The 24,036-nt window shown below is 63.0% G+C and carries 20 protein-coding genes and 3 pseudogenes; 9 read left to right on the top strand and 14 right to left on the bottom strand.

Features of this window, described 5'->3' with window-relative positions; all coding sequences use genetic code 11:
• Window positions 1–14: 14 nt before the first annotated feature.
• From CI805_RS16525 to CI805_RS16515, 3 genes are read right to left on the bottom strand one after another with little or no spacing between them, the layout of a single operon-like run.
• On the bottom strand, window positions 15–1,262 hold the full coding sequence (locus CI805_RS16525; protein ID WP_260929298.1) for an SAM-dependent methyltransferase: 1,248 nt from the start codon (window positions 1,260–1,262) through the stop codon (window positions 15–17).
• Window positions 1,259–2,029, bottom strand: a complete 771-nt coding sequence (locus CI805_RS16520; protein WP_260929297.1) for a DUF1365 domain-containing protein — start codon at window positions 2,027–2,029, stop codon at window positions 1,259–1,261. The genes CI805_RS16525 and CI805_RS16520 overlap by 4 nt, the downstream gene beginning before the upstream one ends.
• Window positions 2,026–3,345 carry an NAD(P)/FAD-dependent oxidoreductase gene (locus tag CI805_RS16515; RefSeq protein ID WP_260929296.1) on the bottom strand — a complete coding sequence of 440 codons (1,320 nt, stop codon included), beginning with the start codon at window positions 3,343–3,345 and terminating at the stop codon, window positions 2,026–2,028. Before CI805_RS16515 ends, CI805_RS16520 begins: the two co-directional genes overlap by 4 nt.
• Before the next feature lie 122 nt (window positions 3,346–3,467).
• On the opposite strand from CI805_RS16515, the pseudogene CI805_RS21195 reads away from it, so the two are divergent.
• From CI805_RS21195 to CI805_RS16500, 3 genes and pseudogenes are all read left to right on the top strand, one after another.
• Window positions 3,468–4,154, top strand: a pseudogene (locus CI805_RS21195) (DUF1295 domain-containing protein); the annotation flags it as partial.
• A gap of 133 nt (window positions 4,155–4,287) precedes the next feature.
• A complete protein-coding gene (locus tag CI805_RS16505; protein ID WP_260929294.1) occupies window positions 4,288–5,325 on the top strand; it encodes an SAM-dependent methyltransferase in 1,038 nt (345 codons plus the stop codon).
• 31 nt (window positions 5,326–5,356) lie between these two features.
• On the top strand, window positions 5,357–5,935 hold the full coding sequence (locus CI805_RS16500) for a hypothetical protein (RefSeq protein WP_260929293.1): 579 nt from the start codon (window positions 5,357–5,359) through the stop codon (window positions 5,933–5,935).
• On the opposite strand, the gene CI805_RS16495 is transcribed toward CI805_RS16500, so the two are convergent.
• Window positions 5,874–6,284 carry a DUF2177 family protein gene (locus CI805_RS16495; RefSeq protein ID WP_260929292.1) on the bottom strand — a complete coding sequence of 137 codons (411 nt, stop codon included), beginning with the start codon at window positions 6,282–6,284 and terminating at the stop codon, window positions 5,874–5,876. The genes CI805_RS16500 and CI805_RS16495 overlap by 62 nt on opposite strands.
• Before the next feature lie 150 nt (window positions 6,285–6,434).
• Between CI805_RS16495 and CI805_RS16490 the strand changes: the two genes are divergently transcribed.
• The 3 genes from CI805_RS16490 to CI805_RS16480 all read left to right on the top strand — a co-directional run bounded on the left by CI805_RS16490 (window position 6,435) and on the right by CI805_RS16480 (window position 9,125).
• On the top strand, window positions 6,435–6,917 hold the full coding sequence (locus CI805_RS16490) for a DUF3617 domain-containing protein (RefSeq protein WP_260929290.1): 483 nt from the start codon (window positions 6,435–6,437) through the stop codon (window positions 6,915–6,917).
• A gap of 334 nt (window positions 6,918–7,251) precedes the next feature.
• Window positions 7,252–8,751: a sensor histidine kinase gene (locus CI805_RS16485; RefSeq protein WP_260929288.1), complete on the top strand. Its 1,500-nt coding sequence runs from the start codon at window positions 7,252–7,254 to the stop codon at window positions 8,749–8,751.
• Window positions 8,751–9,125, top strand: a complete 375-nt coding sequence (locus CI805_RS16480) for a response regulator (RefSeq protein WP_260929286.1) — start codon at window positions 8,751–8,753, stop codon at window positions 9,123–9,125. The genes CI805_RS16485 and CI805_RS16480 overlap by 1 nt, the downstream gene beginning before the upstream one ends.
• Window positions 9,126–9,363: 238 nt before the next feature.
• Here CI805_RS16480 and CI805_RS16475 read toward each other — a convergent pair whose 3' ends face one another.
• The 6 genes from CI805_RS16475 to CI805_RS16450 all read right to left on the bottom strand — a co-directional run bounded on the left by CI805_RS16475 (window position 9,364) and on the right by CI805_RS16450 (window position 15,631).
• Window positions 9,364–10,263, bottom strand: coding sequence for a phosphate ABC transporter substrate-binding protein (locus tag CI805_RS16475; RefSeq protein ID WP_260929283.1), 900 nt, complete (start codon window positions 10,261–10,263; stop codon window positions 9,364–9,366).
• A 105-nt stretch (window positions 10,264–10,368) separates the two neighbouring features.
• The gene (locus CI805_RS16470) at window positions 10,369–11,295 is read right to left on the bottom strand and encodes an ABC transporter permease (RefSeq protein WP_260929281.1); all 927 of its coding nucleotides are present in this window, start codon (window positions 11,293–11,295) and stop codon (window positions 10,369–10,371) included.
• Window positions 11,292–12,110 (bottom strand): ABC transporter ATP-binding protein, encoded by an 819-nt coding sequence (locus CI805_RS16465; RefSeq protein ID WP_260929279.1) that lies wholly within the window; start codon window positions 12,108–12,110, stop codon window positions 11,292–11,294. Before CI805_RS16465 ends, CI805_RS16470 begins: the two co-directional genes overlap by 4 nt.
• 32 nt (window positions 12,111–12,142) lie before the next feature.
• The gene (locus CI805_RS16460) at window positions 12,143–12,997 is read right to left on the bottom strand and encodes an amidohydrolase family protein (protein WP_260929277.1); all 855 of its coding nucleotides are present in this window, start codon (window positions 12,995–12,997) and stop codon (window positions 12,143–12,145) included.
• Between the two features lie 44 nt (window positions 12,998–13,041).
• Complete coding sequence (locus CI805_RS16455; RefSeq protein WP_260929276.1) at window positions 13,042–14,094, bottom strand: ABC transporter substrate-binding protein; 1,053 nt, start codon at window positions 14,092–14,094, stop codon at window positions 13,042–13,044.
• A gap of 22 nt (window positions 14,095–14,116) precedes the next feature.
• On the bottom strand, window positions 14,117–15,631 hold the full coding sequence (locus CI805_RS16450; RefSeq protein WP_260929273.1) for a carbohydrate porin: 1,515 nt from the start codon (window positions 15,629–15,631) through the stop codon (window positions 14,117–14,119).
• A 345-nt stretch (window positions 15,632–15,976) separates the two neighbouring features.
• Between CI805_RS16450 and CI805_RS16445 the strand changes: the two genes are divergently transcribed.
• The 3 genes and pseudogenes from CI805_RS16445 (at window position 15,977) to CI805_RS16435 (ending at window position 19,541) form a co-directional block, all read left to right on the top strand.
• On the top strand, window positions 15,977–17,230 hold the full coding sequence (locus CI805_RS16445) for a LysR family transcriptional regulator (protein WP_260929271.1): 1,254 nt from the start codon (window positions 15,977–15,979) through the stop codon (window positions 17,228–17,230).
• A gap of 187 nt (window positions 17,231–17,417) precedes the next feature.
• Window positions 17,418–18,337 (top strand): annotated as a pseudogene (locus tag CI805_RS16440) (tyrosine-type recombinase/integrase).
• A 4-nt stretch (window positions 18,338–18,341) separates the two neighbouring features.
• Complete coding sequence (locus tag CI805_RS16435) at window positions 18,342–19,541, top strand: IS91 family transposase (RefSeq protein WP_260924481.1); 1,200 nt, start codon at window positions 18,342–18,344, stop codon at window positions 19,539–19,541.
• 622 nt (window positions 19,542–20,163) lie between these two features.
• On the opposite strand, the gene CI805_RS16430 is transcribed toward CI805_RS16435, so the two are convergent.
• The 4 genes and pseudogenes from CI805_RS16430 to istA form a co-directional block, all read right to left on the bottom strand.
• Window positions 20,164–20,616 (bottom strand): hypothetical protein, encoded by a 453-nt coding sequence (locus CI805_RS16430; RefSeq protein ID WP_260929270.1) that lies wholly within the window; start codon window positions 20,614–20,616, stop codon window positions 20,164–20,166.
• 29 nt (window positions 20,617–20,645) lie between these two features.
• Window positions 20,646–21,542: a hypothetical protein gene (locus CI805_RS16425; protein ID WP_260929269.1), complete on the bottom strand. Its 897-nt coding sequence runs from the start codon at window positions 21,540–21,542 to the stop codon at window positions 20,646–20,648.
• Between the two features lie 152 nt (window positions 21,543–21,694).
• Window positions 21,695–22,474, bottom strand: coding sequence for an IS21-like element helper ATPase IstB (gene istB / locus CI805_RS16420; protein WP_260928206.1), 780 nt, complete (start codon window positions 22,472–22,474; stop codon window positions 21,695–21,697).
• Window positions 22,464–23,985: pseudogene (gene istA / locus CI805_RS16415) on the bottom strand (IS21 family transposase). Before istA ends, istB begins: the two are co-directional and overlap by 11 nt.
• Window positions 23,986–24,036: the final 51 nt, after the last annotated feature.

Genomic DNA, 24,036 nt, shown 5'->3' with positions numbered 1-24,036 from the left:
CCCGCCTTGCGCTCTCATCGTCGCAGCGGCTCCAGAACATAGAGGCCAACATCGATGGTGCCGGAGCGAAATCCCGCCTCGCAATAGCTGAGGTAGTAGGTCCATAGCCGGCGGAATTGGTTGTCGAAGCCCAGCGCCGCGATCTGCGGCCAAGCCGCCTCGAACCGTTCGCGCCATATGGCCAGCGTATCGGCGTAGCCTTCGGCGAACCTTTCCTCACCGATCACGGCAAAGCCCGCGTGCTCGGCCTGTTGCTTCAGCATGTCGATCGTGGGCAGCATACCGCCCGGAAAGATGTAACGCTGGATGAAGTCGGGATTGCGTTTGTAGGAGGCAAACCGGTCCTGACGAATGGTGATCGCCTGCAGCACGACCCGTCCATCAGGCCTGATGCAGCGCGCAAGCTGTTCGAAATAGACCGGCCAGTAGGCCTCGCCCACCGCTTCGAGCATTTCGATGGAGACGATCCGGTCGTAGCGGGCGATTTCCTCACGATAGTCCTGAAAACGCAGGTCCACCCGGTCAGCCAGCCCTACCTCCGCCGCGTGCCTGCTGGCATAAACGAGTTGCTCGGACGACAAGGTCAGCCCTTTCACGCAGGCGCCCAGACCGGCGATCCGGGTGGCAAGCGCCTTCCAGCCGCAGCCGATCTCCAGCACCTGCGAACCTTCTTCGAGATCGAGAAGCTGGACGATCCGCGCCAGCTTGTCCTGCTGCGCCGCCTCCAGCGACTGTCCGGTCTCGATTCGGCAGGCCGATGAATAGGTCATGCTGTCATCAAGCCACAGGCGATAGAAGGCGTTTCCCAGATCGTAGTGGAACAGGATATTGCGCCGACTACCTTTGGCCGAGTTGCGTTTGAGCGCGTGGGACAGACGCCGCCACCAGCGGACCGGCGCAAAGCCTTCCAGAATACGGTCCAGCCGCGCCACGTTATGCGCCGCCATGGCGATCAATGCGGCCAGGTCCGGGCTCGTCCAGTCCCCGGCGATATAGCCTTCCGCGAAACCGACGTCGCCGCGCGTGAGCAGACGGCGAAAGGCGCGGTGGTTGTGCAGTTTCATGACGCCATGCGGGCCCGGCAATGTACCGATATGCGCAATCGTTCGTCCGGAGGGCAGGATCACGGTCAGGCGCCCACAGGCAAGCTGTGCCAGCACACGCCGGATCAGCCATGGTCCGGTCTGTGCCGGCTCCGAATTGCGCCGCGCGTCGTTAATCGACGCGGCATCGGGCGGCGTCATAAGACTTTTGCGGGTCATGTCCGGGCCACCGTGATACGCTGAGTTGGCGCCGCCGGGCGATCATGAACCGGCACGCCCTTGCGCCATAGCAGCGCCGCTTCCCACAGGATGCCGCCCACGACTTTGACCGTTAGCAGCGGCTGCGTCACGAAAACCCGCAGGAGCGCGCTGTCGGTCAATGCTTTGCGTTGCGCACTGTGAACGGCGGTGAGGACCGGGCCTTGCGCGTCCGATGTCGTGATCGCGATCGACAGATCCTCGCCGGGTACGACAAGCCGAAACGCATAGTGCAGATCCATCGCCATGAATGGAGATACATGGAATGTCTTGGCGCAATCCTGCCGGAACAACCGGCCGTCTTCCCGGGCTGGCAGGAGGTAGCTGTGCCGTTCACCGAAGGTGTTGTTCACCTCGCACAGGATCGCAAGCAGCTGTCCGTCGCGGCGATGGCAGAAATAGACACTCAGGGGATTGAACGCGAACCCGAGGATACGCGGCATGGTCAGCAACCGGATCGCGCCGCCGTCCGGATCGAGCCCGCCCTCGCACAGATGACGCTCCACCTGCAGGCGCAAAGGCTCGCCGGTCCGCGCCGCATAGTCGCGATCGTAGAACGAGAACAGATTGAAGCGACCGCGCGAGAACAAGCGCAATCGCCGGTCCAGCGTATCGATCTCATCAAGGTCGAGCAACAGCGAGAAGATGCGATAGCGCAGGCGGTGCACCTTGGGCCTGACCCGTCGATGCATGACCGACCCGACATAGAGGGCCGAGGCGCCGGTCATGCTGCGACCGACAGGCACGAACGCGCAGTAACGTGGATCCGATCGGATTCGTTCTCGACGATCCATGGCCGCCGCACACCGCCCAGTTGTTCGGCCACGGCAAGGCCCGCCTGCAACCCGTCCTCGTGAAAACCGGCGCCGAAATACGCGCCGCAGAACCAGGTGTGGCGGTGCCCCTGAAGCGACCACAGCTCCTTTTGGGCGGCTCCGGCAGCTGCATCGAAGATTGGGTGATGATAGATATCGCGCCGATGGACCAATGCGGGATCGGGCTCGCTCAGCGGGTTCAGCGTCAGGAACAGCGGATGGCTGTCCGGGATGCCCTGAAGCCGGTTCATCCAGTACGTCACGGAAAGCGCCGGCGCGCCTTCGCCCTGTTCCGAGGCGTAGTTCCAGCTGGACCAGACCCGCTCGCGTTGGGGCATCAGCGCTGCGTCGGAGTGGAGCACCGCTTCGTTGCGGCGATAGGCGAAGGCTCCGAGCAGCCGGGTTTCGTGGTCGCTGGCGTCCGTCAGCATTCGCAACGCCTGATCGGCGTGGGCAGCGATCACCACATGATCGAACCGTTCACGATGGCCGCCGCTCTCGATCTCGACAGCGCTTCCGAGGCGTCGGATCGCCTGCACCGGTTGCGATACGCGGATGCTTCCGGAGAACGTTCGCGTCAGGCGCTCGACATACTCGCGGCTTCCGCCCTCGACCGTGCGCCAGGTAGGGCGGCGGCCCAGCTTCAGCAGGCCATGGTTCTCGCAGAAACGCACGAAGGCAGCAGCCGGATAGCCCGGAATATCGCGCACCGGGGTGGACCAGATCGCGGCGGCCATCGGATAGAGGTGATCGTCGCGGAAGGCCGCGCCGCAGCCCAGCCCGTCAAGATAGGTGCCAAGACCAACCGTGCCCATGTCCGGCAGGTCACGCGGCGCACGGCGATAGAAACGCTCCAGATCGCGCAGCATCGACCAGAACCGGGGCGATGCCAGATTGCGGCGCTGGGCAAACAGACCTCCAAGGTCCGTGCCGGAATATTCCAGCCGCCCCCGGTTTAGCGACACTGCAAAGGTCATCTCGGTCGGCTTGGTCGGCACATCGAAGTGGCGAAACAGCGCGGTCAGATTGGGATAGGTCTGCTCATTGTAGACGATGAAGCCGGTATCGACCGGAATCCCGTCGACCATGGTGGTGTGGCTATGTCCGCCAATCCGCGCGTCCGCCTCGAACAGCGTCACACGGTGACGCTGCGAGAGCAGCCACGCTGCAGACAGCCCGGAAATGCCGCTGCCGACGATGGCGATATTCAGCGTACCGTCTGCCTGCATTCGTGTCTCTCCACATCGCCGGGCGCTCTTGCCGGCTCAAACAGGTACGCAGCGACTGAGGATTTGGATGACGAAAAAACCGGCGAGGCATCCAAATCGCGAAACCTTGCGTATCTGCGTCCATGGGTATCGTTTTCCTCGTCTTCGTACTGGGAGCAGGTCTGTCCTTCGCAATGGCGGGGGTTTGGCTTGTCGCGCGCAGACCGGGATGCTCGGGTTGGACCGATGTGATCTGGTCCTATGCTGTCGGGCTGGCGGGAGCGGCGGGCGCACTGGCGCCGCTTGATGGCGAAATCACGCTTCGGCAAGCGCTGGTGGGCGCGCTGGCTGTCGCATGGTCGCTGCGACTGGGCACCCATATCGCGCGGCGCATCAAGCCAGGGCACGACGATCCCCGCTATGCGGCGCTTCGCAACGAATGGGGGGAGCACTTTGAGGTCAGACTGTTCGGCTTCCTCCAGATTCAGGCAGCCGCCGGATGGCTGCTGGCCGTCTCGATCCTTGTCGCCGCGCACAATCCGGCACCGGGCGTCGCGTGGAGCGATATCGCAGGCGCGCTGCTGCTGGCGGGCGCGATTGTCGGAGAGACCATAGCTGACGCCCAGTTACGTGCCTTTACCCGCGCTTGCACCGATCGCTGTGCCGTCTGCCAGACGGGCCTGTGGAGCCTGTCGCGCCATCCGAACTACTTTTTCGAATGGCTCGGCTGGTGCGGTTATGCCGTGATCGCAATTGGGCCGGACGGCGGCTTCGCAGCGGGCTGGTTCTGGGGCTGGGTGAGCCTGTCGGGTCCGCTCTTCATGTACTGGCTGCTCGTCCATGTCTCCGGCATTCCCCCGCTCGAAGCGCACATGCTGCGCTCGCGGGGGACGCCTTTCGCGATACCCAGAGGCGCATCCGCGCGTTCTGGCCTCTTCCCCGCATCGAGGAGCACCACCGGCCATGAATCCCATCGCTACCGCCATCCGCGTTGTCGAAACGGCGCCTCTGCCCGATGTGCTGACCCGTGTCGGCATCGATTTCCTGGTGGGATCTCGGGTGAAGAGCCTCTACGATGTGCCTCCGTCAGATGCCGCCTTCGCCCGCGCAATGGCCGATCATCCGATCGCCGAACATACCGACAAGGCGAACGAGCAGCATTACGAGTTGCCCCCTCGCTTTTTCGAACTGACGCTGGGCGCCCGCCGCAAGTACAGCTGCTGCCTGTACTCGACAGGACGCGAGACGCTCGATCAGGCCGAAGTGCTGGCGCTGGAGGAAACCGTCGCCCATGCCGATCTTGCCGACGGGATGCGCGTTCTGGAACTGGGGTGCGGCTGGGGCTCGCTCAGTCTGTTCATGGCCGAACGGTTTCCGACGTCGCAGATCACCGCAGTGTCGAACTCGTCCCCCCAGCGCGAGCATATCGAGGCGCAGGCGGCGGCGCGGGGGCTGACGAACCTGACGGTCATCACGGCGGATATGAACGATTTCGAGCCGCAGGGACGCTTCGATCGCATCGTGTCGGTGGAGATGTTCGAGCACATGTCCAACTGGGCTTCGCTTCTGGCCCGAGCACGCTCGTGGCTGGTGCCCGAGGAGGGACGGCTGTTTCTCCACGTCTTTTCCCATCGCAGCCAGCCCTATCGCTTCGACACGCGTGACCGGACCGACTGGATCGCACAGCACTTCTTCACGGGCGGCATCATGCCCAGCCACACCCTGATCGCCCATTTCCCCGAACACTTCGAGATAGAGGCGCAATGGCGCTGGGATGGCAGGCATTACCAGAAAACAGCGCAGGACTGGCTGGCCCGCTTCGATGCCAACCGGGCCGAGATCGATGCCGTCCTGCGCGACGTGTACGGTACGCAGGCCCGGCTCTGGCGCCGACGCTGGCGCCTGTTCTATCTCGCGACGGCGGGGTTGTTCGGTCATGCCGACGGCGCGGAATGGGGCGTCAGTCATTTCCGCCTCAGGCCCGCCCCCGATCCCGTGTGACGCCTGCCCCTTGCATCACGCGCGCTTCGATATGACCGTGGCAGGCCGCTTGCGCGCCTATGCATGGCGCCCCGATCCGCTGAACCGTGCCGCAAACGGCATCGCGCTGCTGGTCGCATCGAGCCAGCCGACGTACCCGCTCTACGTCCTGTGGATGACGGGGCCGGGATGGACGGTGGCCTGCTGGACCTTTCTGTCCACGCCGTTTTTCCTGTGGGTGCCGCCGCTTGCACGCTGCCATTCGCTGACGGGGCGGGGGCTACTTCCTCTGGCAGGCATAACCAACGCCGTTATAGCCACCAAGGCCCTGGGAGAGGCTTCGGGTGTCGGGTATTTCTTGATGCCGTGCGCATTGATCGCCGTGCTCGGCTTCCGGAGACGCGAATGGCCTGTCGGTTTGGCGCTGTTGTGCGCTACTGTCGCGGGCCTGCTGCTGGGCACTCATTCTGGCATGCCTTTGGCGCAATTCGACGCCCATGCCTACACCGCTTTGAAACGCCTCAATGGCACTAGCGCTTCTGTGCTGTCGATACTCATCCTATGGCGATTTATCCGTGCGCGGTTATCCAGCGCATCGCCAGAAAGCCCGCCCCAGCCGCAACGCCCGTAAGCAGCGTCCCCCAGCACAAGTCGGCCCCTGTCACCAGCCCGGACCAGCCCCGAAGGGTGGACTGGTTGGTGAGGTCGTATGTCGCATAAGCGACAAGACCGAGCACGGCGCCACGCATGACAGCCCCGAACAATCGGTCAGCGGCCAGCGCAGGCCATACCGCCAGCACCAAAATCCCTGCGATGTAGATTAGATAGAACGCTGCCGCTGGAACGACACTGAAGCCGTCGCGCAGCAAGCCATGCAGCTCAGGCTTGTAGAGGCGGCTCGCTGTCAGACTGAGCCAAACGACATCGAACGCCAGAAAGACCAGACCGGTCACGAGATAGCTGCCGATCCACGCCTTCATTGGCTGTCCTTCCGTCGGGGCGCGCCCTGCCACCCTCTCCTGAGCCCTTAACGTCCCGATCATAATTGCGATCCCGAGCATAGGTGCACGCATCCATCGCGGTCATGTCTCCGTATCTTCGGTTTCCTGTTCCGCAGATCAAGGACATCAATGATGAGGATTTCGGCGACAGTGATCGCACCGGCGCTGGCATTTGCGGTGCTCACCCTGGCGCCGGGCACGACCTCTCCCGGTTTCGCGCCGGGTCAGTGGGAGCATCACACCAACCTCGTGAGCGCCAGCGTTCCCGGCGTTCCGCAATGGCTTATCAAGCTGGTGGCCGGACATTCCATCCGTCGCAATTGCCCCAGCGCCGAGGAAGCGCAGTATCACCCGGAACGCCTGCTCCAAGGCGACGACAACGCAACCTGCAAGCTGCGCAAGCTCTCGATGCTCGATGGCAAGCTGGAGTTCGATACGTTCTGCACGAACAAGCGCTTCCCCGATGGTCTGCTGGTGTCGTCGCGCGGAACCTATACATCGACAAGCTACGCGATCTCGACCACGAGCACGGGAACCAAGGACGGCAAGCCCGTGCGTATACTTACCACCGGCAGTGGAAAGCGCATTGCCGGCACTTGCGAGAAGCCCTGACCTGAATAGATGCCTGACCCAGGGAGATGGACCTGTCGCCGTCAAGCGTGAGCAGTGGAATTTGCCGCTCTTGATAGAGAGCATTCGGGCAATTCGGTTCAGATCACGGCTTCGCAAAAACTACAAATACAGCGGCGATCCCTGCCGATTCTTTCGTCGTAAAACTCCGTGATCCCGACTAGGAGTGGTCATCGATTACACCAGCGTATGCTATCGACATCTTCGGCACCGAAATTTCACTGGACGCCGAACCGATCGACCGCCTGCGCGTTGATCGCGACAGACCCGGCTCTCCCTATTCGGCAGCGCAGGATAGTGGAGCAGCAATCAGGATATGGAAGAGAGCGTCGATTTGTCCACCGATGGGCACCCTTCCGCCCCGATGGCGGATTTGATCGATCGGTATGACTGGGATTCGTCGCCGATCGGTCCTCAAAGCCAATGGCCCCAAAGCCTGCGCATTACCGTCGACCTCATGCTGGCATCGGGCCATGCCATGTGCCTCCTGTGGGGGCCCGACCTCACGCTTCTCTATAATGACGGCTATGCGCCATTCCTCGGCGCGCGACACCCGCAAGCGCTGGGGATGTCGTTCCGCGATGTCTGGGCAGAGATATGGGATGACATCGGCCCTCTGGTCGAGCGCGGCTATGCGGGCGAGACCTCGAACCTGATCGACATGCCGCTCCTCATGACCCGCAACGGCTTTCCTGAGGAAACCTGGTGGACCTTCTCATACTCGCCGGTTCGTGACGAACATGGCGAGGTGATGGGGCTGCTGGATGTGGCCTCGGACAGCACGCCCCGCATCCTCGCGGAACGCCAGCGCGACGCAGCGGAGGCAAAGCTGCACGACAGCGAGCACTTCATGCGCAACGTGCTCGCGGCATCGACCGACTGCATCAAGGTGGTCGAACTGGACGGCAGCCTCTCCTTCATGAGCGAAGGCGGCATGGCCGTGATGGAGGTGGACCATTTCGCCGAGTTGGAAGGCTGCCCCTGGCCCGGTATGCTGAAGGGCGACGGCACCGGCCATGCAAACGCGGCAATCGACGCTGCCAAGCGGGGGCAGTCGAGCCATTTCGAAGCGGCCGCCGACACCTTTCGCGGCACGCCCAAGTATTGGTCGATCTCGGTCTCTCCGATTATCGGCAAGGACGGTCAGGTCGAGCGCATTTTGTCGGTGTCGCGCGACCATACCTCGCTGGAAGCCGCCCGCACCCAACAGCGGCTTCTGAATGACGAACTCAACCATCGGCTCAAGAATATCCTTGCCATGGTCCAGTCGATTGCCAGTCAGACCTTGAGGGATGCCGAAAGCCTGAAAGATGCAGCAGCAGCCTTTTCCTCAAGGCTGGTGTCGCTAGGCCATGCGGCAGACATTCTCACCGCCACCTCCTTGCACGCCGCCGATCTGCACGACGTGATCCGGGCCGGGCTGGCTGCGGTTGATGGCAAGCGAGATCGCATCTCGATTGAAGGGCCATCCGTTACATTGGACGCCTCAGCCGCTCTTGCGACCACGCTGGCACTTCACGAACTGGCGACAAACGCGATAAAGTATGGCGCCTTGAGCAACGATGCAGGGACCGTAACCCTTGATTGGACAGTCGTGGGGACAGGTGACGAACGGCAATTCTCCCTGCGCTGGAAGGAACAAGGCGGCCCCGCCGTTTCGCCGCCTACCAAGCGCGGTTTCGGATCCCGCCTTATCGAGCGATCCTTGCAGTCCTATTTCCGCGGCGAGGCGCGGTTGAGCTACCCGACAGACGGTTTGGAATTCAGCCTCGTTGCACCGTTGGACGGCGACAACGGGATTATAAAGGCACAATAATGGGTCAGGCACTTCAAAGAGCGATCCTCATCGTCGAGGACGAGCCGCTCATTCGCCATGACCTCATGGACTTTTTCGAGGATCATGGCTTTCGCGTGCTGGAAGCAGGCAATGCCGACGAGGCGATAGGAGTATTGAACAACAATTCAGCGATCCAGATCGTGCTGACCGATGTCCAGATGCCAGGCTCGATGGACGGGATACGCCTCGCCCATTTCATCCGCGACCGCTACCCGCCGACCATCTTGATTGTGGCATCAGGTGCCGTAAAGTCTAATATGGCAGATCTTCCGGATCATTCCATGTTTGTCACAAAGCCCTTCGATCCTCGCGCTGTGCTGCGTCAAATAGAACGAATGTCGGCAAGAAACTGATTTAGTCTCGACCCTCCCAAGACGCTCAGCCGCCAAGTTTCGACGTCCAGGTCCAGACCGGCAGCTATCCGGCAGTCGCGACCAATTCGTGACGTTTGGAACTCTATCCACGATATAAGATACGGACTGTCAGCTTTCGTAATGACTCATCATCATGAGTTTCTCCCAAGCTCGGGACGGCTCAGACCAAATATCCGGCGTGCGTATTGATCAAGCCCGGCGATGCCTCCCAATTGGCCTATTTGCCAGCCAGCATTTTCGTGGTTTCATCGAACAATTCCTCTATGGCAATGCGGCGAGGAATGATCTTTTGCTCGAAGGCCCAGTCGATCGCCATGGCGATGCCCTTGCGATTGGCCTCGAAGCCCATCGGCGGATAGGGATCGGGCGCGCCACCGTCGGTAAGGGCACGGCTTTCTCCGATCATGCGGTAGATCTCGCGTACCACGTCGGGGCGCTCGTGTGCGATGTCGCGATGGATCACAAACATGTGGTTGATCGGAACCACGCCTTCGCGCGCGAACCAGGCGCGGGCTGCGGTTTCGGGATCGCGGATCAGCATCTGGATGCGCGGATCTTTCGGCATGTCGTTTCCCAGCAGTGCAGCGGGGAGCGATCCGTCCAGCATCATGTCGGGGATCGAGGCGCCTTCGGGAAGGCGCTCGCAATTGGCCGGGTCGCTGTATTCGGCCAAGTGAGCATCGTCCGAGGTGCACCACGTAACCTTGTCGAGATCGACGCCGTAATCGTGTTTGAGGATACCGCGCACCCATAGCCCGGTGGTCTGCGCATAAGTGCGCACGCCCACCCGGCGGCCTTCGATGTCCTTGGGCGCGAGGTCATAGAGTTCGCGGTTGAACCCGGCGCAGCGGTGCTGAAACCGCCCAGAAATCGGTGCGGGCAGCAGCACGAAGGGTTTGCCGTAGGCGATAGCCTGAAGGCAGGTGACGATGGCGAGTTCGCCGCAATCGTAGGCGTTTTCGCGCAGCATCGGCTTGAACCCGTCATGCGCCGTTTTCGGCCCGCAGAAATCGAGTGTCACTAGCGGCGAGGTGACGCGTCCGTCCTTCATCGCGCGGGTAACGGGGTAGTCGGCAAGGTTGGTGCGCAAAGTAAGCGTCTGCGTGTCCGTACTCATGGCAGGTCTCCGGTGGGCAGCCGTCTCCCGTTCCCGTCGCCGCATGAAAGCGGGGCGGGGCGACGGGAAAGCGGCACTGGGAAGGTCAGGACGTGAGCGGCGGGATCAGCCGTCGCGCTTGCTGCCGCGCCAGGGGGCGAACATCTGCTCGGCCCGCTTGGCAAGGCTGGTGAGGATCACGCCCATCGCCATCAGCAGCAGGATCGGCACGAACATCGAGGCGGTGTCGTACTGATTGCCGTACTTCACGATCAGTGCGCCGAGGCCGGTGATCGCCGTGAAGAACTCGGCGACGACCATCGCGATGATCGCGCGGCCGATGGCAAGGCGCACGCCGGTCATCATGAACGGCACGGCCGAGGGCAGGATGATCTTGCGAAACACCTGCCATTCGTTGGCGGCGAAGGCATCGCTGACCTCGATCAGTGAGCGGGGCACGTCGCGCACACCGGCGGCGGTGTTGATGAGCATAGGGAAGATCGCCATCAGCGTGACGATGAACAGCTTGGCGGCATCGCCAAGGCCGAACCACAGCGTTACCAGCGGGATCAGCGCGACCAGCGGCGTTGCATAGAGCGCGTTGACGAACCAGTCGGTCGCCGCATCGAAATAGCGATAGCGCCCGATCAGCAGCCCGAACACGACGCCAAGACCAACCGCGAGCAGGAATCCCATCAGCAGGATCTTGCAGCTGCTGAGCAGCGAGGTGAGCAGTTCTCCGTTTCCTGCCATGACGATACCGGCGCGCACGATGGCGCTGGGGTAGGACATGAACAGCGGGTTGATCTGGCGTCCGAACACTTCCCAGGCGCCGATCACCAGCACGATCGAGGCAAGGCGCACGATGGCGGACAGGTCGCGCTTGCGCGGCGGTGCGGCGGCAGGCGGCGGCACGAAGGCCGCGCCTGCTTCCGCTGGTGTTTCTGGTACGGGGGCGGGCATGGCGGAGGCCGGTGACATGGCGTGGCTCCTTTCGGAAGTATCGGACGTCCGGTGGACGAAAGCATCGGTGGCAAGGGCGGTGTCGGTCATGCTGCCACCGCCTCTCCGCGGATAAGGTTCCAGATGTCCGCACGGATCGACTGGAAGGTGGCATCGCCGCGCAGTTCAGGCAGCGGCGGGCGTGGGCTGGAAAACGGGATCGGGATGATCTTGCGCACGCGTCCGGGGCGCGCGGCCAGCACGACGATGCGGTTGCTGAGGTAGATCGCCTCGTCCAGATCGTGGGTGACGAACAGGGTGGTCTTGCCGGTCTCGGCATGGATGCGTAGCAGTTCGGCCTGCAGAACCTCGCGTGTCTGGGCGTCGAGCGCGCTGAACGGCTCGTCCATCAGCAGGATCTGGGGATTAATGGCAAGCGCCCGTGCCAGACCGATCCGTTGTTGCATCCCGCCCGAAAGCTGGTGCGGCAGCTGATCGGCGGCATGGCCAAGGCCGACGAGTTCGAGCAGCTGCGTCGCGCGCGCGGCGCGTTCGGCGCGGGTCAGGCGCTCCTCGGTCTTGCCCATCAGTTCAAGGCCGAACTCCACATTCTCGCGCGCCGAGCGCCAGGGCAGGAGATTGGGCTGTTGGAACACCAGACCGCGATCGCGGCCCGGCTTCGTCACCGCCCGTCCATCGATGGCGATCTCGCCGCCGTCCTGTGCGATCAGGCCGGTGATGATGCGCAGCAGGGTGGTCTTGCCGCAGCCGCTCTCGCCGATGATCGAGACGATCTCGCCTTCGGGCACATCGAAGCTGACGCCGCCCAGAATGGTGTTCACAGTCTCTGCCCCGCCGCCGCGCGGCTGCGTGTGGAAGGACTTGGCGACATTGTCGACCTTCAGTTTTACCACCGTGTCTTGCATGGGTTCTCTCCGTGAAGTTCAGTCCGCACCATTCAGTCAGCAAGGCGCGGGTAGAGGCTCTGCGCAGTGCGGGCGAAGATCCACTCGCGATCGGTGGCGGAGACCGAGGCCAGGCATTCGCGCGCGCGGTTCAGATTGCCTTCGAGCGTTCCTTCCGAGGTAGGGTAGTTCGATCCCCATGCCATGCGCTGCGCCCCGAAGGTCTCGACCAGCTTGGGAAACAGCGTCTCGGGCGCCGCGCCGCCTTTGATGGCATCCACGAACGTGCGCGGGGTCAGCTTGAAATGGATGTTCACGAAGGGGGCGAGGTCGAACAGGCTTTGCGCCGCTGCATAGGGCGGGCCGTCGGTGAAATCGGGCCGCGCAAGGTGGTCGAGCACGATCTTCACGTGCGGGAAGCGGGTGGCGAGCGCGCGCACCTGCGGCAGGCCTGTCGCGCCGGTCTGGATGCAGATCGGCAGGCCCAGCTCGCCGCAGGCCTCCCAGGCGGGATACATGGCGGGGTCTTCCAGTTCGGTGGGATCGAAGGCCTTGGTACTGCCGCCGGTGAAGATACGCAGGCCGACCAGACCGGCATTGGCCCAGCCATGGATCACCTTCACGGCATCGTCTGCCCGCATGTCGACAGAGCCGACCGCGACAAGCCGGTCGGGATAGCGGTTGCAGGCATCGACGACATAGCTGTTGTCGAACCCGTAGGTGGTCGAGGAATGAACCACCGCTGCCTTGTCGACACCGGCATGGTCCATCGCCGCGATCAGCGTCTCGACCGTGCTGGGCCGTTCCTTCGACCAGTCCGAGCGCTTGCCGAACAGCGGCGTCGGCGGATAGGCGGTCTCGTCGTCGGAAATGACGTGCGGGTGAATGTCGATGGTGCGGGACGCCATCAGGGCTTCTCCTTGAGTGGGGGCGATATGGGAGTGGGGGAGGCTCACGAGTGCCGCTCCAGCAGGGCGATGGCATCGCGCGCGAGCGACATGTCGGTCGCCTGTTCGAACGGCACGATGCTCTTTTGTTGGCCGAACGCCATGTTGAGCTTCTGGATGTATTCGATGCGGTCCGGCCCGATGACGAGATCGGTGGCGAAGGGCTTGTAGGTCTGGATGAAGTGCCACTCGGCCTCGTGGTCGGCCTGGGAGGCGGAGGAGAACGCCTTGCGCCGCGCACGGATGAACGCGGCCTTGTTGGCGGGCTCCTGCACGAAACGGAACATCCTGGCGTAGGCAGCCATGGCCCGCACGATGGTCTCGCGCCGCTCCTTGATCGTCTTGGCCGAGGTCCACGCGCCCTGATAGGTGTAGAGCGGCAGCTCCTCCGACAGGTTGCCGTGAGGCAGTGCGTGGACGTGGTACTCGTCCGCCGTGTCGATCAGCGCGGTCTGGGCAAGTCCGGCATCGACCGTGCCTGCCGAAACCGCGCGGAACACGTCCGGGCTGGAGCCGATGTTGACGAACCTGATCTTGCTGGTGTCCACCCCATACTTGCGCAAGAGCGTGACGGTAAGCTGATAGACCAGCGCCCCGATCGAGCCGGTGCCGATCGCCTTGCCTTCCAGATCCTTCAGCGATTGCACGTTGGGCTTGCCGCTGAACATGGCAAGGGCAGGCAGCAGGATGCCGCCGCCGATGATCTTCATGTCGCTGCCGCGCTCCATCGCCGGGAACGCTTGGCCGAAGCCCGACATCAGCGAACAGTCGAGGCTCTCGCCGACGATCCCGCCCAGGATGCGCGAGCCATCGGCGATGTTCATCAGATCGGCATCGAGCCCGAAGTGTTCGAGAAAGCGCTCCTGCTTCATCAGCTGGGTCATCACCATGGTGAGACCGCCCGAGGCATTGGCGATAAGGATCGAGTTCGGGCTTTCCAGCGTGTGCCCGCAGCCCGTCAGTCCGGCAGCGAGCAGGGCGCTTCCGCCGGCAAGAACGGCGCGGCGCGAGTGGGGAGCGGTCAGGATCTGGCGGGTCTCGCCGATGAGGCTGGTCATGCGCGGGTCTTCCAACTCCTGTTCAATCGTCGGTTGCGGCGGCCGGAGGCATTCCGGCGAGCGTCGCCACGTTCACCACCAGCCGCAGGCCGAACGTCACCATGTTCTTGGGCACGAACGTGATCTTGGGCAGCTGCGAATTGTCGGGGTGAACGATGTACTGGACGTTCGGCGTCAGCCGGATCGAGCGGCCAATCTGCAGGCCGTAGCTGGCCTCGAACGCGTACTCGTTCGGGTTCTCCACCCCGCCACCGCCAAGGCGAAGGCGGGTATCGCGCAAGTACGCGACTTCCTTGGAGCTGACGTGCAGGTAGCTGCCCATCAGGCCGATGCTGTCCCTGGGGCGGCTCTTGAAGGGGCCGCGCAGGACGAGACCTGCATAGAGTTGCCGGTCGACGACTTCCTCGTTCTCCAAGGGCTGGAGATAGCCGCCGAACGCGGTCAGGCTTCGTGTGGATTTGGGATCGGGACGCCAGAAGGTCTTTTCGGCGAGTATGTAGAAACCCGAACGCAGCGTATTCGCACTGCGCTGGGCCGTGCCGGTGAGGCCTGCGGACTGTCCCTGCGCGTTGTAATAGGGATCGACGCGGGTGCCCGTGCTGGCATAGCCGCCGACCTTCAGCTGGAACGGATAGCGCGTCTTGGCAAGGCCGCCGCTGTCGTAGGCCAGTTCGAACGGCACGGTGAAGCCGGTTGCATGCTTGATCGAGAAGTCCAGCCCGCGAGTATGGGCGATGAACGGATTGACTTCGAAGATGCCGGTTTGGACATAGCCGTGCGCGCCGACCTTCGCCTTGACGTTCGCGCCCCAGGTGGCCGAAGGCAGCAGCGAATATCCGGCCTCTGAATTGAGGATGGCGGGGATGCCACAGGCCAGACCCTGCTGGAAGAAGCAGGCACTTTGCAGGTGGCCGTAGAAGGCCGTGCTGCCAAGCCGTCCGGCGATGATGTCCACCCGGTCATGCAGCAGCTTCTGCTCGATCGAAATCAGCCCCATGTGCCACTGGGTATAGTCGTTCTTGTAGATGCCCTGCTGCTTGATGAACGTGCCCGTCACCTGCTTAGCAAGGCTGCGGCCATAGTCATGATAGAGCGTGAAGTGCAGCGCGCCGCCCTTCCAGCCGACGAGCTTGTTCATGTCGAGGTCGGCGCCGATGTAGAACTGGCCGACATTGCCTGTGCCGCGATGGACACCGCCGGTCACATTGCCTGCGACATCGTTGGTCAGCAGCGCGCGGATGCGGATGCCATCGTGCGCCCAGCGGTTGCCGATGACGGAAAGTGGGCCGATGCCTTTCTTGGCATCGCCTGCATCGCTGGCGGACTGGTCATCGTCGGCGGGCTTGGCGGAATCGGTGTTGCCTGTCGGGTCTGCCTTTGCGGCGGGTGCGCCACCGGGCAAGGCATAAGGGCCGGTGCCTTGGGTGGTGGCCTGAGGCAGTGCAGGCGGCGACACAGGGGATGCCGTCTGGGCCCAGGCGGGGCTTGCCGGGGCAAGCAGGATGAGGGCGAACGAACGTCGCCAGGGCGCAGCCATAAGGGGTCTCCTCCGGGCGCTGGAACACGGCACACGGGCCGTCATGCGAAGCCCGCAGGGGCTCCGGTGGAAGCTGGCGCGGTGCAGTCGCGCGGCCCTTCCACTCAGCGAAGGACAGGCGCGGCGGCGTGAAGCGCAAAGGGGGCTCAGGCCCTTCGTCGGGTAGACCTCGGGATAGGGAAGCCGTTCATCAGATCATTCCTCTCCGGCCGGGTAGATCCCGGTCCTTGTCACGCGGCCACCTCGTCTCGTGCGGTCCGTCGCTGCAGTAAGAGATACGCGTGGCGCGGGAAGAAGGGGGCAAACATTCGGCAACAAAACCCACAAATTCTCGTTAAGCGTTTGATGAAGGATATTCCCGCTCCATGGTCGCAGCGCGCCACCCTGCGCCAGCTTGCCATCTTCGAGGCAACCGCAGAGGCGGGAACCGCCGGCCGTGCAGCGCGTCGCCTGCGGCTGTCGCAGCCGGCGGTCAGCCATGCGCTGGCCCGGCTGGACGTAAGTCTGGGCACGCCGCTGATCGAACGCTCTGCCCGCGGCAGTGCGCTGACGGCGGCAGGACGCATCTTGTGCATGCGGGTGGAGCGCATGCGGGCGCACTTGCGCAAGGGACTGGCGGCGGCGCTTGTGGCCGAGGGCGATGGAGATGACGACATTGTCGTCCGGGCGCAGGGGCAACTGACCAGCACGCAGGTCGCCTGTCACCTTGCGGTGGCCTCGGCAGGGTCGTTCGAGGCGGCGGCGCAGGAATTGGCAGTCTCTCCACCGGCCGTGAACCGTGTGGTGCATTCGCTGGAACTGTTGTTGGGGGCGCGGCTCTACCGCCGCAGCGGGCGCCGGTTCGAGGTGACGCGCAAGGGGCGCGTTTTGGCGAACCAGCTGCAACTGGCGCTGGCCGAGATCGATCAGGCACAGGACGATGTCGAGGCGGAGCAAGGGCGCGGCAGAGGTCGCGTGCGCATCGGCGTGCTGCCGATGACGCCCAGCGCCGTGGTCGGTGCGGCGATCGGTCAGTTGATCGCGCGTCATCCCGATGTCGAACTGCGGATCGAGGAAGGCCCTTATGATTGGGTGGCGCCGCAGCTGCGCGACGGTCGGATCGATCTGCTGTTCGGGGCGGTGCGGCCCGAACGCGTCGACCCGGACTTTGCCGGACAGCCCTTGATCGATGACCCTTACGTGATCGTGGCAAGGGCCGGGCATCCGGTAACGGCGACCGGGCAGGTCTGCGCCAGAATGCTGTCACAGCAGGTATGGGTCGTTCCCTCCGCCGCCAGCCCGCGCCGTCAGGCCATCGAGGAGGTGCTTGCAGCGCTTCCCAGTCGCCCGCGCGTGGTTCTGGAAACCAGCTCCGAACCGATGCTCATGGCCACTCTGGCTGCAAGTGACTGCGTGACGCTCGGCCCTCGATCACAGGTGCAGGGTATGGCCGCGCAGCCTTTGCTGGGCGCAACGGAATTCAAGGGATTGAAAGTCCAGCGGTCGATCGGGTTCACGGTGCGTCGCGACTGGCTGCCCACCCAGATACAGCGCAGCATGATGGCGTTGCTGGAAGATTGTACGTATGGGCTGATAACGGGATATGATGGCAGGGCGTGATGCCGCAAGAGGCCAAAGCATTATGCCTTAGGGAAGAGGTCTTGGGAAATTCGTGCTCAGCAAGCGCACAGTCGACCCATGCACGAACCCGCTCGCGCGGGAGGGGCGCGTGGGGCGATGTAGCGTGGTACATGTAGGCCTTTAGCGGGGCGAGGCTGGCAGTTCCTTTAACGGAGAGGAACTTGCCATGACTGTCTCGATCAATACCGCCCCGATCAGCCCGCTGCGCCAGCGGATGCAGCACGACATGATGATGCGGGGGCTCGGTCCGCATACCCAGAAGGATTATGTGCGCCATGTGAAGCGCCTGGCAGCCTTCCTGGGGCGCCCTCCCGATACGGCAACGGAAGAGGACCTTCGCCGCTTTCAGCTCATGCAGCATGAGAGCGGGGTCAGGCCGAGCACCATCAACGGCACCGTGTCGGCCTTGCGCTTCCTGTATAACGTCACGCTCAGGCGACGCGATCTGGCGCGGGCCTTGGTCGTCACCCGCATCGTGCCCCGGCTGCCCGAAGTGCTGAGCGTCGAGGAGGCTGCGCGGTTGCTCCAGTCCGCCCCCGGCATGAAGTACAAGGCGGCGCTGGGGTGGCCTATGGCGCGGGCCTGCGCGTATCCGAGGTCGCCCACCTCAAGGTCGACGATATCGACAGCACACGCATGTTGATCCGCGTTGAACAGGGCAAGGGCGGCAAGGATCGCAATGCCATGCTCTCGCCCCAGCTGCTCGAACTGCTGCGGATGTGGTGGCGAGAGGGCAGGAAGCGCGGGGTGCTGATCGCGCATGGCTGGCTGTTCCCCGGCCAGAACGTCACCGATCCAATCTCGACCCGGCAGTTGCACCGCGCGGTCCAGGAGGCGGCCGAGGTGGCTGGCATCCGCAAGCGCGTCAGCCCGCACACCCTGCGCCATTCCTTCGCCACGCATCTGCTCGAGCAGGATGTCGATATCCGCGTGATCCAGGTCCTGCTCGGCCACAGCAAACTGGAGACCACCGCCCTCTACACCAAGGTCTCCACGCGCACGATCCACGCCGTGTCGGGCCCGCTTGACCAGCTGATGGCGCTGATGGAGGGCAAAGCGCCCATAGGACCAGACGACGCCGGATGAGCCGATGCGCTCCAACCTCGAGGTCGCGGACATCTTCCGCTCGGTCGGACCAGCCTACCGGGCGGCCCATGCCGGGCACCTGAGTCTTGCCCAGCTCAAGGTGATGTCCGCGATCGAGACTTGTCGCACCGCAGCCCTGGGCGGGCACGTCGAGGCCTGTCAGGACTGCGGGCACTGGCGGGTCGCCTACAACAGCTGCCGCAACCGGCATTGCCCAAAATGCCAGGGCGCCGCCGCGCGCACCTGGCTGGCCGAACGGGAGGCCGACCTGCTTCCCGTCGGCTACTTCCACGTCGTCTTCACGCTACCCGCCGAGGTTGCCGACATCGCGTGGCAGAACAAGGCGCTGGTCTACGACCTGTTGTTCAAGGCGGCCGCGCAGACGATGCTGACCATCGCCGCCGATCCCCGCCATCTGGGCGCCCGGATCGGGATCACCGCCGTCCTCCACACCTGGGGATCGGCAATGACCCACCATCCGCATGTCCACATGATCGTGCCGGGCGGCGGTATCGCGCCCGATGCAAGTCGCTGGATCTCCTCGCGTCCGGCCTTCCTCCTGCCGGTGCGCGTGCTGGGGGCGCTGTTCCGACGGCTCTTCCTCACCCGGCTGAACGCGCTGCACGATGCCGGCAAGCTCGCCTTCTTCGGCTCCCTGACCGATCTGACAGAGCGGCGGACCTTCCAGCGGCACCTTGCCCCGGCGCGCAAGAAACGCTGGGTGGTCTATGCCAAGCCGCCCTTTGCCGGGCCGGAAGCGGTGCTCGCCTACCTCTCGCGCTATACCCACCGCGTCGCCATCTCGAACCGGCGCCTGATCGCCTTCGACGCGAACGGCGTGACCTTGCGTTATAAGGACTATCGCCGCGATGGGCCCGAACGCCAGCGGGTCATGACGTTGACCGCCAACGAGTTCATTCGCCGCTTCCTGCTCCACGTCCTGCCGCGTGGCTTCCACCGCATCCGCCATTACGGCCTGCTCGCCAGCGCCGCACGCCACGACAATCTCGCGCTCGCCCGCCGCCTGCTTCCCGTCACGCCAGAGGTGGAGGCGGAGGCGCCGGAGCCCGAAGCCGAGCCCGACACTTGCGCGCCATGTCCGTGCTGCGGCGGGCGCATGATCGTCATCGAAACCTTCCCACGCTGGAGCCAGCCCCGCGCGCCGCCCAGGCCTAGCCCGCCAATCCGGGAGCGCGCCGCATGACCCGGCATGGTCCGCCAGTCGCCATGGCCCCGCAGAGCGCGCGGTGGTCAGAGGGCCGACTTGCTCCCAACGCGCGACGCGCCCGCGTCTGCTCCTGGCATCAACCTCGACAGCGCGCCGAACACACCCTCAGCGCATCCAGGCACCCGCTACTGCGCTGCTGTCGTGCCTCCATCAAAGCGCGCACTTCACCCCGCCACACCACGCGAAAGCGCAAATCCCCATAGCCCAGCCTATCGGGCACGCGGGTTCCTGCATGGGAGGCTTTCGTACGCAAGCGCCCGAAACCCTTCACCTTCCCAGTCGTTCAACTGCCGATTCCTCGCTCCCAGGTGCGGTCGTTCCGCTTTCGCATTCTCGACGCTCAAGACTGGCCGATTACGGAATTCAGCTTACCAGATGGTAGCAACAGATGGCTGACCCTCACCGTATGGATTGGCGTCGCTGTGTGATCGACTTTCGGGTCCAACGGCTGAAACAGTTAGGCAGGACCTGTGAACCAGCACGACCACACGCTGCCTCTACCGTACGCGAGGTGACGTGAGAGCGATGGGATGCGGACAATGACGAAACCGTTCGACGATGGTTGCAAATCGACGCTTCAAAGAAGAACGCACGGCTGTCAGATCAAAGATAACCATTCGCCTCCTTGTGTTTGGCCAAAGAGTCTTATGCCCTGGCTCTCAAATTTTAATTGGACAGCAGAGATGATGGACTGGTAATCCTTTCGCGTAATACCTCTGAACAGAGCGAAGAGCTCTGCATCTATGTGGTCGAGATCGTCGGGACTTTGGACGAGATCGAGTTCATTTAGGTCCTCGCGCCCTATGTGAAGGGCGACAGTCATTCCGCAAATCTTCAAGAAATCACGTAGGAGGGCGGGACTGTTGAGCAGCGTCGAGACGCCGCGAGGCTGCCACGCTCTGAAAGCGCTCGTACGCCAGCGTGCATCCATGCTTTCAGGGATATCTGCGGTGAATGCCATGACGATGGGAAAGCGGTAAATCTGGATGACATGATTTGTCGCCTCGTCACTCTCGAGATATTCGTCCGCGACCGCCTCGATACGTTCCAAACCATATGGTGTTTGGCGCTGGATATGCTCTATAGCCTCTTGTCCGATTTGGACAACTTCCCTGATCTGCTCCGCGTAATGATAGGCAACTTCGACGATCGGTTTCGAGATGGAATCGTGTCCGGGAGCGATAATCTCGAATTGCTCGCCCCATTGAAATGACACGATTGTGCTCGGGGACATGACGTTGGCCAGCATTTTAGCGCGAATGCGCGTTCCTGGCACGGGGTCGAATGGAAATCTGCCGTGTTGACGCTGATTTCCAGGCCCTTGTCAGTGGACATATGGACAAGGCCATCGCTAACGGCGGTGACTGCGAAATCATCTGAGCCCAGCGGCATAAGGGCTCTACCTAGGACGAGGAAAGTTTCTAGCACCTCCCCAGGGACGACCTCGGAGCCGACCGAGGTGCAAAATGCGCGAAGCTTCTCGGCGTAGAGTTCGGCTGCAGGATCTGCTTCGTCCGAGGGCGTACGACCCAAAAAATCGTCAGCGCGGCTGCGAGCAACGGGTGCGAAGGGAACCGTTGTGCCCCAGGCCTCGACCTGACGGGCAGTAGTTTCCGGGTCCGAGGTCAGCGCAACAACCCTTTCGGAGAAATATACGCTGACCTGATTGTATAGTTCGACAATGCCGGTGTCCTCATCGAGGATCAAGGCAGCTAGTACCGGGTCGTTGAAGAAATAATTACGCAGGAAACCGAGCAGCATGTCCGACCGGCCGTGGCTTTGGGAAAGGGTCTCGATGGCGCAGACAAAGAGATAGCCAAGTTGGTAGCTGCCGTCCCGTGGATCGATGGCCGATTGGAAAATCCTCTCGAACCGTGTCCGTTCGGAAGGGATGATGCGCAGCTGGCGCAGCCCCATGGCGAAGGAGAGGCCGCCCTCATAGGACAAGTGCCGCATTTCTGGGGAATTGGCATGCACTTGCAGGAGAGCGTTGATCTGGTCAGCTCCTGCAAGCTCGAGTTCGCGTGAAAGGCGATCGAGTGTTGATTGCCACTGAGAAGTGACCCGGGATTTCCATTGAGAATTGACCCGGGTGGGTATGGTTTATGTGCTGCCGTTTTTGGGCAGGTTCAAGGTGCGGGCTTCTCCTTTCTGGCTTTGGGCGTAGCGGTGCTGGCGCGGAAGCGGAAGCTGTCGTTTCCGGTCTCCAGGATGTGGCAGTGATGGGTTAGCCGATCGAGCAGCGCGGTGGTCATCTTGGCATCGCCGAACACGCCAGCCCATTCGCTGAAGCTCAGGTTGGTGGTGATGACGACGCTGGTGCGCTCGTACAGCTTGCTGAGAAGATGGAAGAGCATGGCACCGCCCGATGGGCTGAAGGGCAGGTAGCCCAGTTCATCGAGGATGAGCAGGTCGAGGCGTAGCAGGCGTTCTGTCAGCTGGCCGGACCGGTTCAAGGTCTTTTCCTGCTCAAGCGCGTTGACCAGATCGACCGTGGAGAAGAAGCGAACCTTCTTGCGGTGATGCTCGACAGCCTGAACGCCCAGAGCCGTGGCGATATGGCTCTTGCCGGTGCCGGGCCCGCCGATCAGCACGACGTTGTCGGCGTTTTCCATGAAGTCGCCCTGATGAAGCTGGCGTACGAGGGCTTCGGTGATCTCGCTGGCGGCAAAATCGAAGCCCGCCAGATCTTTGTAGGCCGGGAAGCGTGCCGCCTTGATCTGATAGGCGATCGACCTGACCTCCCGCTCGGCCATCTCTGCCTTCAGGAGCCCAGACAGCATCGGCACGGCAGCGTCGAAGGCAGGCGCGCCTTGCTCGATCAGATCGCCAGCGGCTTGCGCCATGCCGAACATCTTGAGGCTGCGCAGCATGACGACGATGGCCGCGCTGGCGGGATCATGACGCATGGCGGATCTCCCTTAGCCTGTCATAGCGTACGACATTGGCCTCGGGCTCCTGCGTCAAACGCAAGGCCTGAGGCGCATCGATCGGCGCTGCTGGAGGCACCTTGCCATCGATAAGGCGATGCAACATGTTGAGAACGTGGGTCTTGGTGGCAACACCGGCTTCCAGAGCCAACTCGACCGCGCTCAACACTGCCCGCTCGTCATGATGCAGAACGAGAGACAGGATCTCGACCATCTCCCTGTCGCCGCCCGGGCGCTTTAGCAGATGGCCCTGTAACTGCCGGAAGGCTTCGGGCATCTCGAGGAAGGGGGCGCCATTACGCAAGGCGCCGGGCTTGCGCTGGATCACCGCCAGATAATGCCGCCAGTCATAGATCGTGCGTCCCGGCTTGTGATGGGAACGGTCGATGAGCCGGGGATGTTCGCACACGATCTGACCTTCGGCCGCTATGACCAGACGATCCGGGTAGACCCTCAGGCTGACGGGTCGGTTCGCGAAGGATGCAGGCACCGAATAGCGGTTCCGGTCGAAGGCAATGAGGCAAGGTCGGCGACACGCGCTTGATCTGCTCGACAAAGCCATCGAAGGGCCGGCCCAGCGGCATCAGGCAGGAAACTTCCTCGGCGTGCGCATCGGCCACGGTGCCGGGCAGGACACCATGCTGGATCTCGCCCCATTGGGCGATGCATTGTTCTTCCAGCCAGGTGTTCAACTCAGCCAGATCGCGGAAGCTGGGCATCGGTTGCCACAGCCGGCGTCGAGCGTCCTGGACGTTCTTCTCGACCTGTCCTTTCTCCCAGCCAGAAGCCGGATTGCAGAAATCGGCCTCGAACAGATAGTGGCTGGCCATGGCGGCGAACCTGGCATTGACCTGCCGCGCCTTCCCCGTCCCGATCTTGTCGACAGCGGTCCGCATATTGTCGAAGATGCCACGCTGCGGCACGCCGCCAAGCACCCGGAATGCCTGCGCCAGCGCGTCGAACAGCATCTCATGGGTCTGGAGCAGATAGGCTCGCACGATGAAGGCGCGGCTATGTGCCAGCTTGGTATGGGCAACCTGCAGCTTGGTCACCTTGCCGTCCAGCACGGCATAATCCTCACTCCAGTCGAACTGGAAGGCCTCGCCAGGCTGGAAAACCAAAGGCACGAACGTCCCGCGCCCGCTGGTCTGCTGTTGATACTGAAGCTCGGTCCGCCATCGCCGCGCAAAGGCGGCCACCCGGTTATAGGAACCATCGTAACCCAGCTTCACCAGATCAACGTAGAGTTGCTTGGCGGTCCTCTTCTGCTTGCGGGATTTCTTGGATTCCACTCGCAGCCAAGCCGTCAGTTTGTCTGCGAAGGGATCGAGTTTGCTCGACCGTAACGGAACCTTGAAGCTGGGTTCAACCGTGTCGGAGCGCAGATACTTGCGGATGGTGTTGCGGGACAGGCCGGTCCGGCGCTTGATCTCCCGAATGGAAATCCCCTGCCGGAAATGCCACCGGCGGATCACACTGAATAAGTCCATGTCGATCACTCCAAGACCCTCCGACTGGCAGCCGGAAGGGAGGAAAACATG

It is taken from the genome of Novosphingobium sp. 9 (assembly GCF_025340265.1).
GTDB lineage: Bacteria > Pseudomonadota > Alphaproteobacteria > Sphingomonadales > Sphingomonadaceae > Novosphingobium.
Note: the sequence above shows the minus strand (reverse complement) of the source record. Positions and strands in the feature narration are given on the sequence as shown.

What these genes read in the sequence shown, in the direction of transcription:
- CI805_RS16470 (WP_260929281.1), bottom strand. Translation starts at nt 11,295, where the DNA reads ATGACCGACACCGCCCTTGCCACCGATGCTTTCGTCCACCGGACGTCC.
- istB (WP_260928206.1), bottom strand. Translation starts at nt 22,474, where the DNA reads ATGCGTCATGATCCCGCCAGCGCGGCCATCGTCGTCATGCTGCGCAGC.
- CI805_RS16475 (WP_260929283.1), bottom strand. Translation starts at nt 10,263, where the DNA reads ATGAGTACGGACACGCAGACGCTTACTTTGCGCACCAACCTTGCCGAC.
- CI805_RS16490 (WP_260929290.1), top strand. Translation starts at nt 6,435, where the DNA reads ATGATGAGGATTTCGGCGACAGTGATCGCACCGGCGCTGGCATTTGCG.
- CI805_RS16455 (WP_260929276.1), bottom strand. Translation starts at nt 14,094, where the DNA reads ATGACCAGCCTCATCGGCGAGACCCGCCAGATCCTGACCGCTCCCCAC.
- CI805_RS16515 (WP_260929296.1), bottom strand. Translation starts at nt 3,345, where the DNA reads ATGCAGGCAGACGGTACGCTGAATATCGCCATCGTCGGCAGCGGCATT.
- CI805_RS16445 (WP_260929271.1), top strand. Translation starts at nt 15,977, where the DNA reads ATGAAGGATATTCCCGCTCCATGGTCGCAGCGCGCCACCCTGCGCCAG.
- CI805_RS16525 (WP_260929298.1), bottom strand. Translation starts at nt 1,262, where the DNA reads ATGACCCGCAAAAGTCTTATGACGCCGCCCGATGCCGCGTCGATTAAC.
- CI805_RS16435 (WP_260924481.1), top strand. Translation starts at nt 18,342, where the DNA reads ATGCGCTCCAACCTCGAGGTCGCGGACATCTTCCGCTCGGTCGGACCA.
- CI805_RS16450 (WP_260929273.1), bottom strand. Translation starts at nt 15,631, where the DNA reads ATGGCTGCGCCCTGGCGACGTTCGTTCGCCCTCATCCTGCTTGCCCCG.
- CI805_RS16505 (WP_260929294.1), top strand. Translation starts at nt 4,288, where the DNA reads ATGAATCCCATCGCTACCGCCATCCGCGTTGTCGAAACGGCGCCTCTG.
- CI805_RS16460 (WP_260929277.1), bottom strand. Translation starts at nt 12,997, where the DNA reads ATGGCGTCCCGCACCATCGACATTCACCCGCACGTCATTTCCGACGAC.
- CI805_RS16485 (WP_260929288.1), top strand. Translation starts at nt 7,252, where the DNA reads ATGGAAGAGAGCGTCGATTTGTCCACCGATGGGCACCCTTCCGCCCCG.
- CI805_RS16495 (WP_260929292.1), bottom strand. Translation starts at nt 6,284, where the DNA reads ATGAAGGCGTGGATCGGCAGCTATCTCGTGACCGGTCTGGTCTTTCTG.
- CI805_RS16500 (WP_260929293.1), top strand. Translation starts at nt 5,357, where the DNA reads ATGACCGTGGCAGGCCGCTTGCGCGCCTATGCATGGCGCCCCGATCCG.
- CI805_RS16465 (WP_260929279.1), bottom strand. Translation starts at nt 12,110, where the DNA reads ATGCAAGACACGGTGGTAAAACTGAAGGTCGACAATGTCGCCAAGTCC.
- CI805_RS16520 (WP_260929297.1), bottom strand. Translation starts at nt 2,029, where the DNA reads ATGACCGGCGCCTCGGCCCTCTATGTCGGGTCGGTCATGCATCGACGG.
- CI805_RS16480 (WP_260929286.1), top strand. Translation starts at nt 8,751, where the DNA reads ATGGGTCAGGCACTTCAAAGAGCGATCCTCATCGTCGAGGACGAGCCG.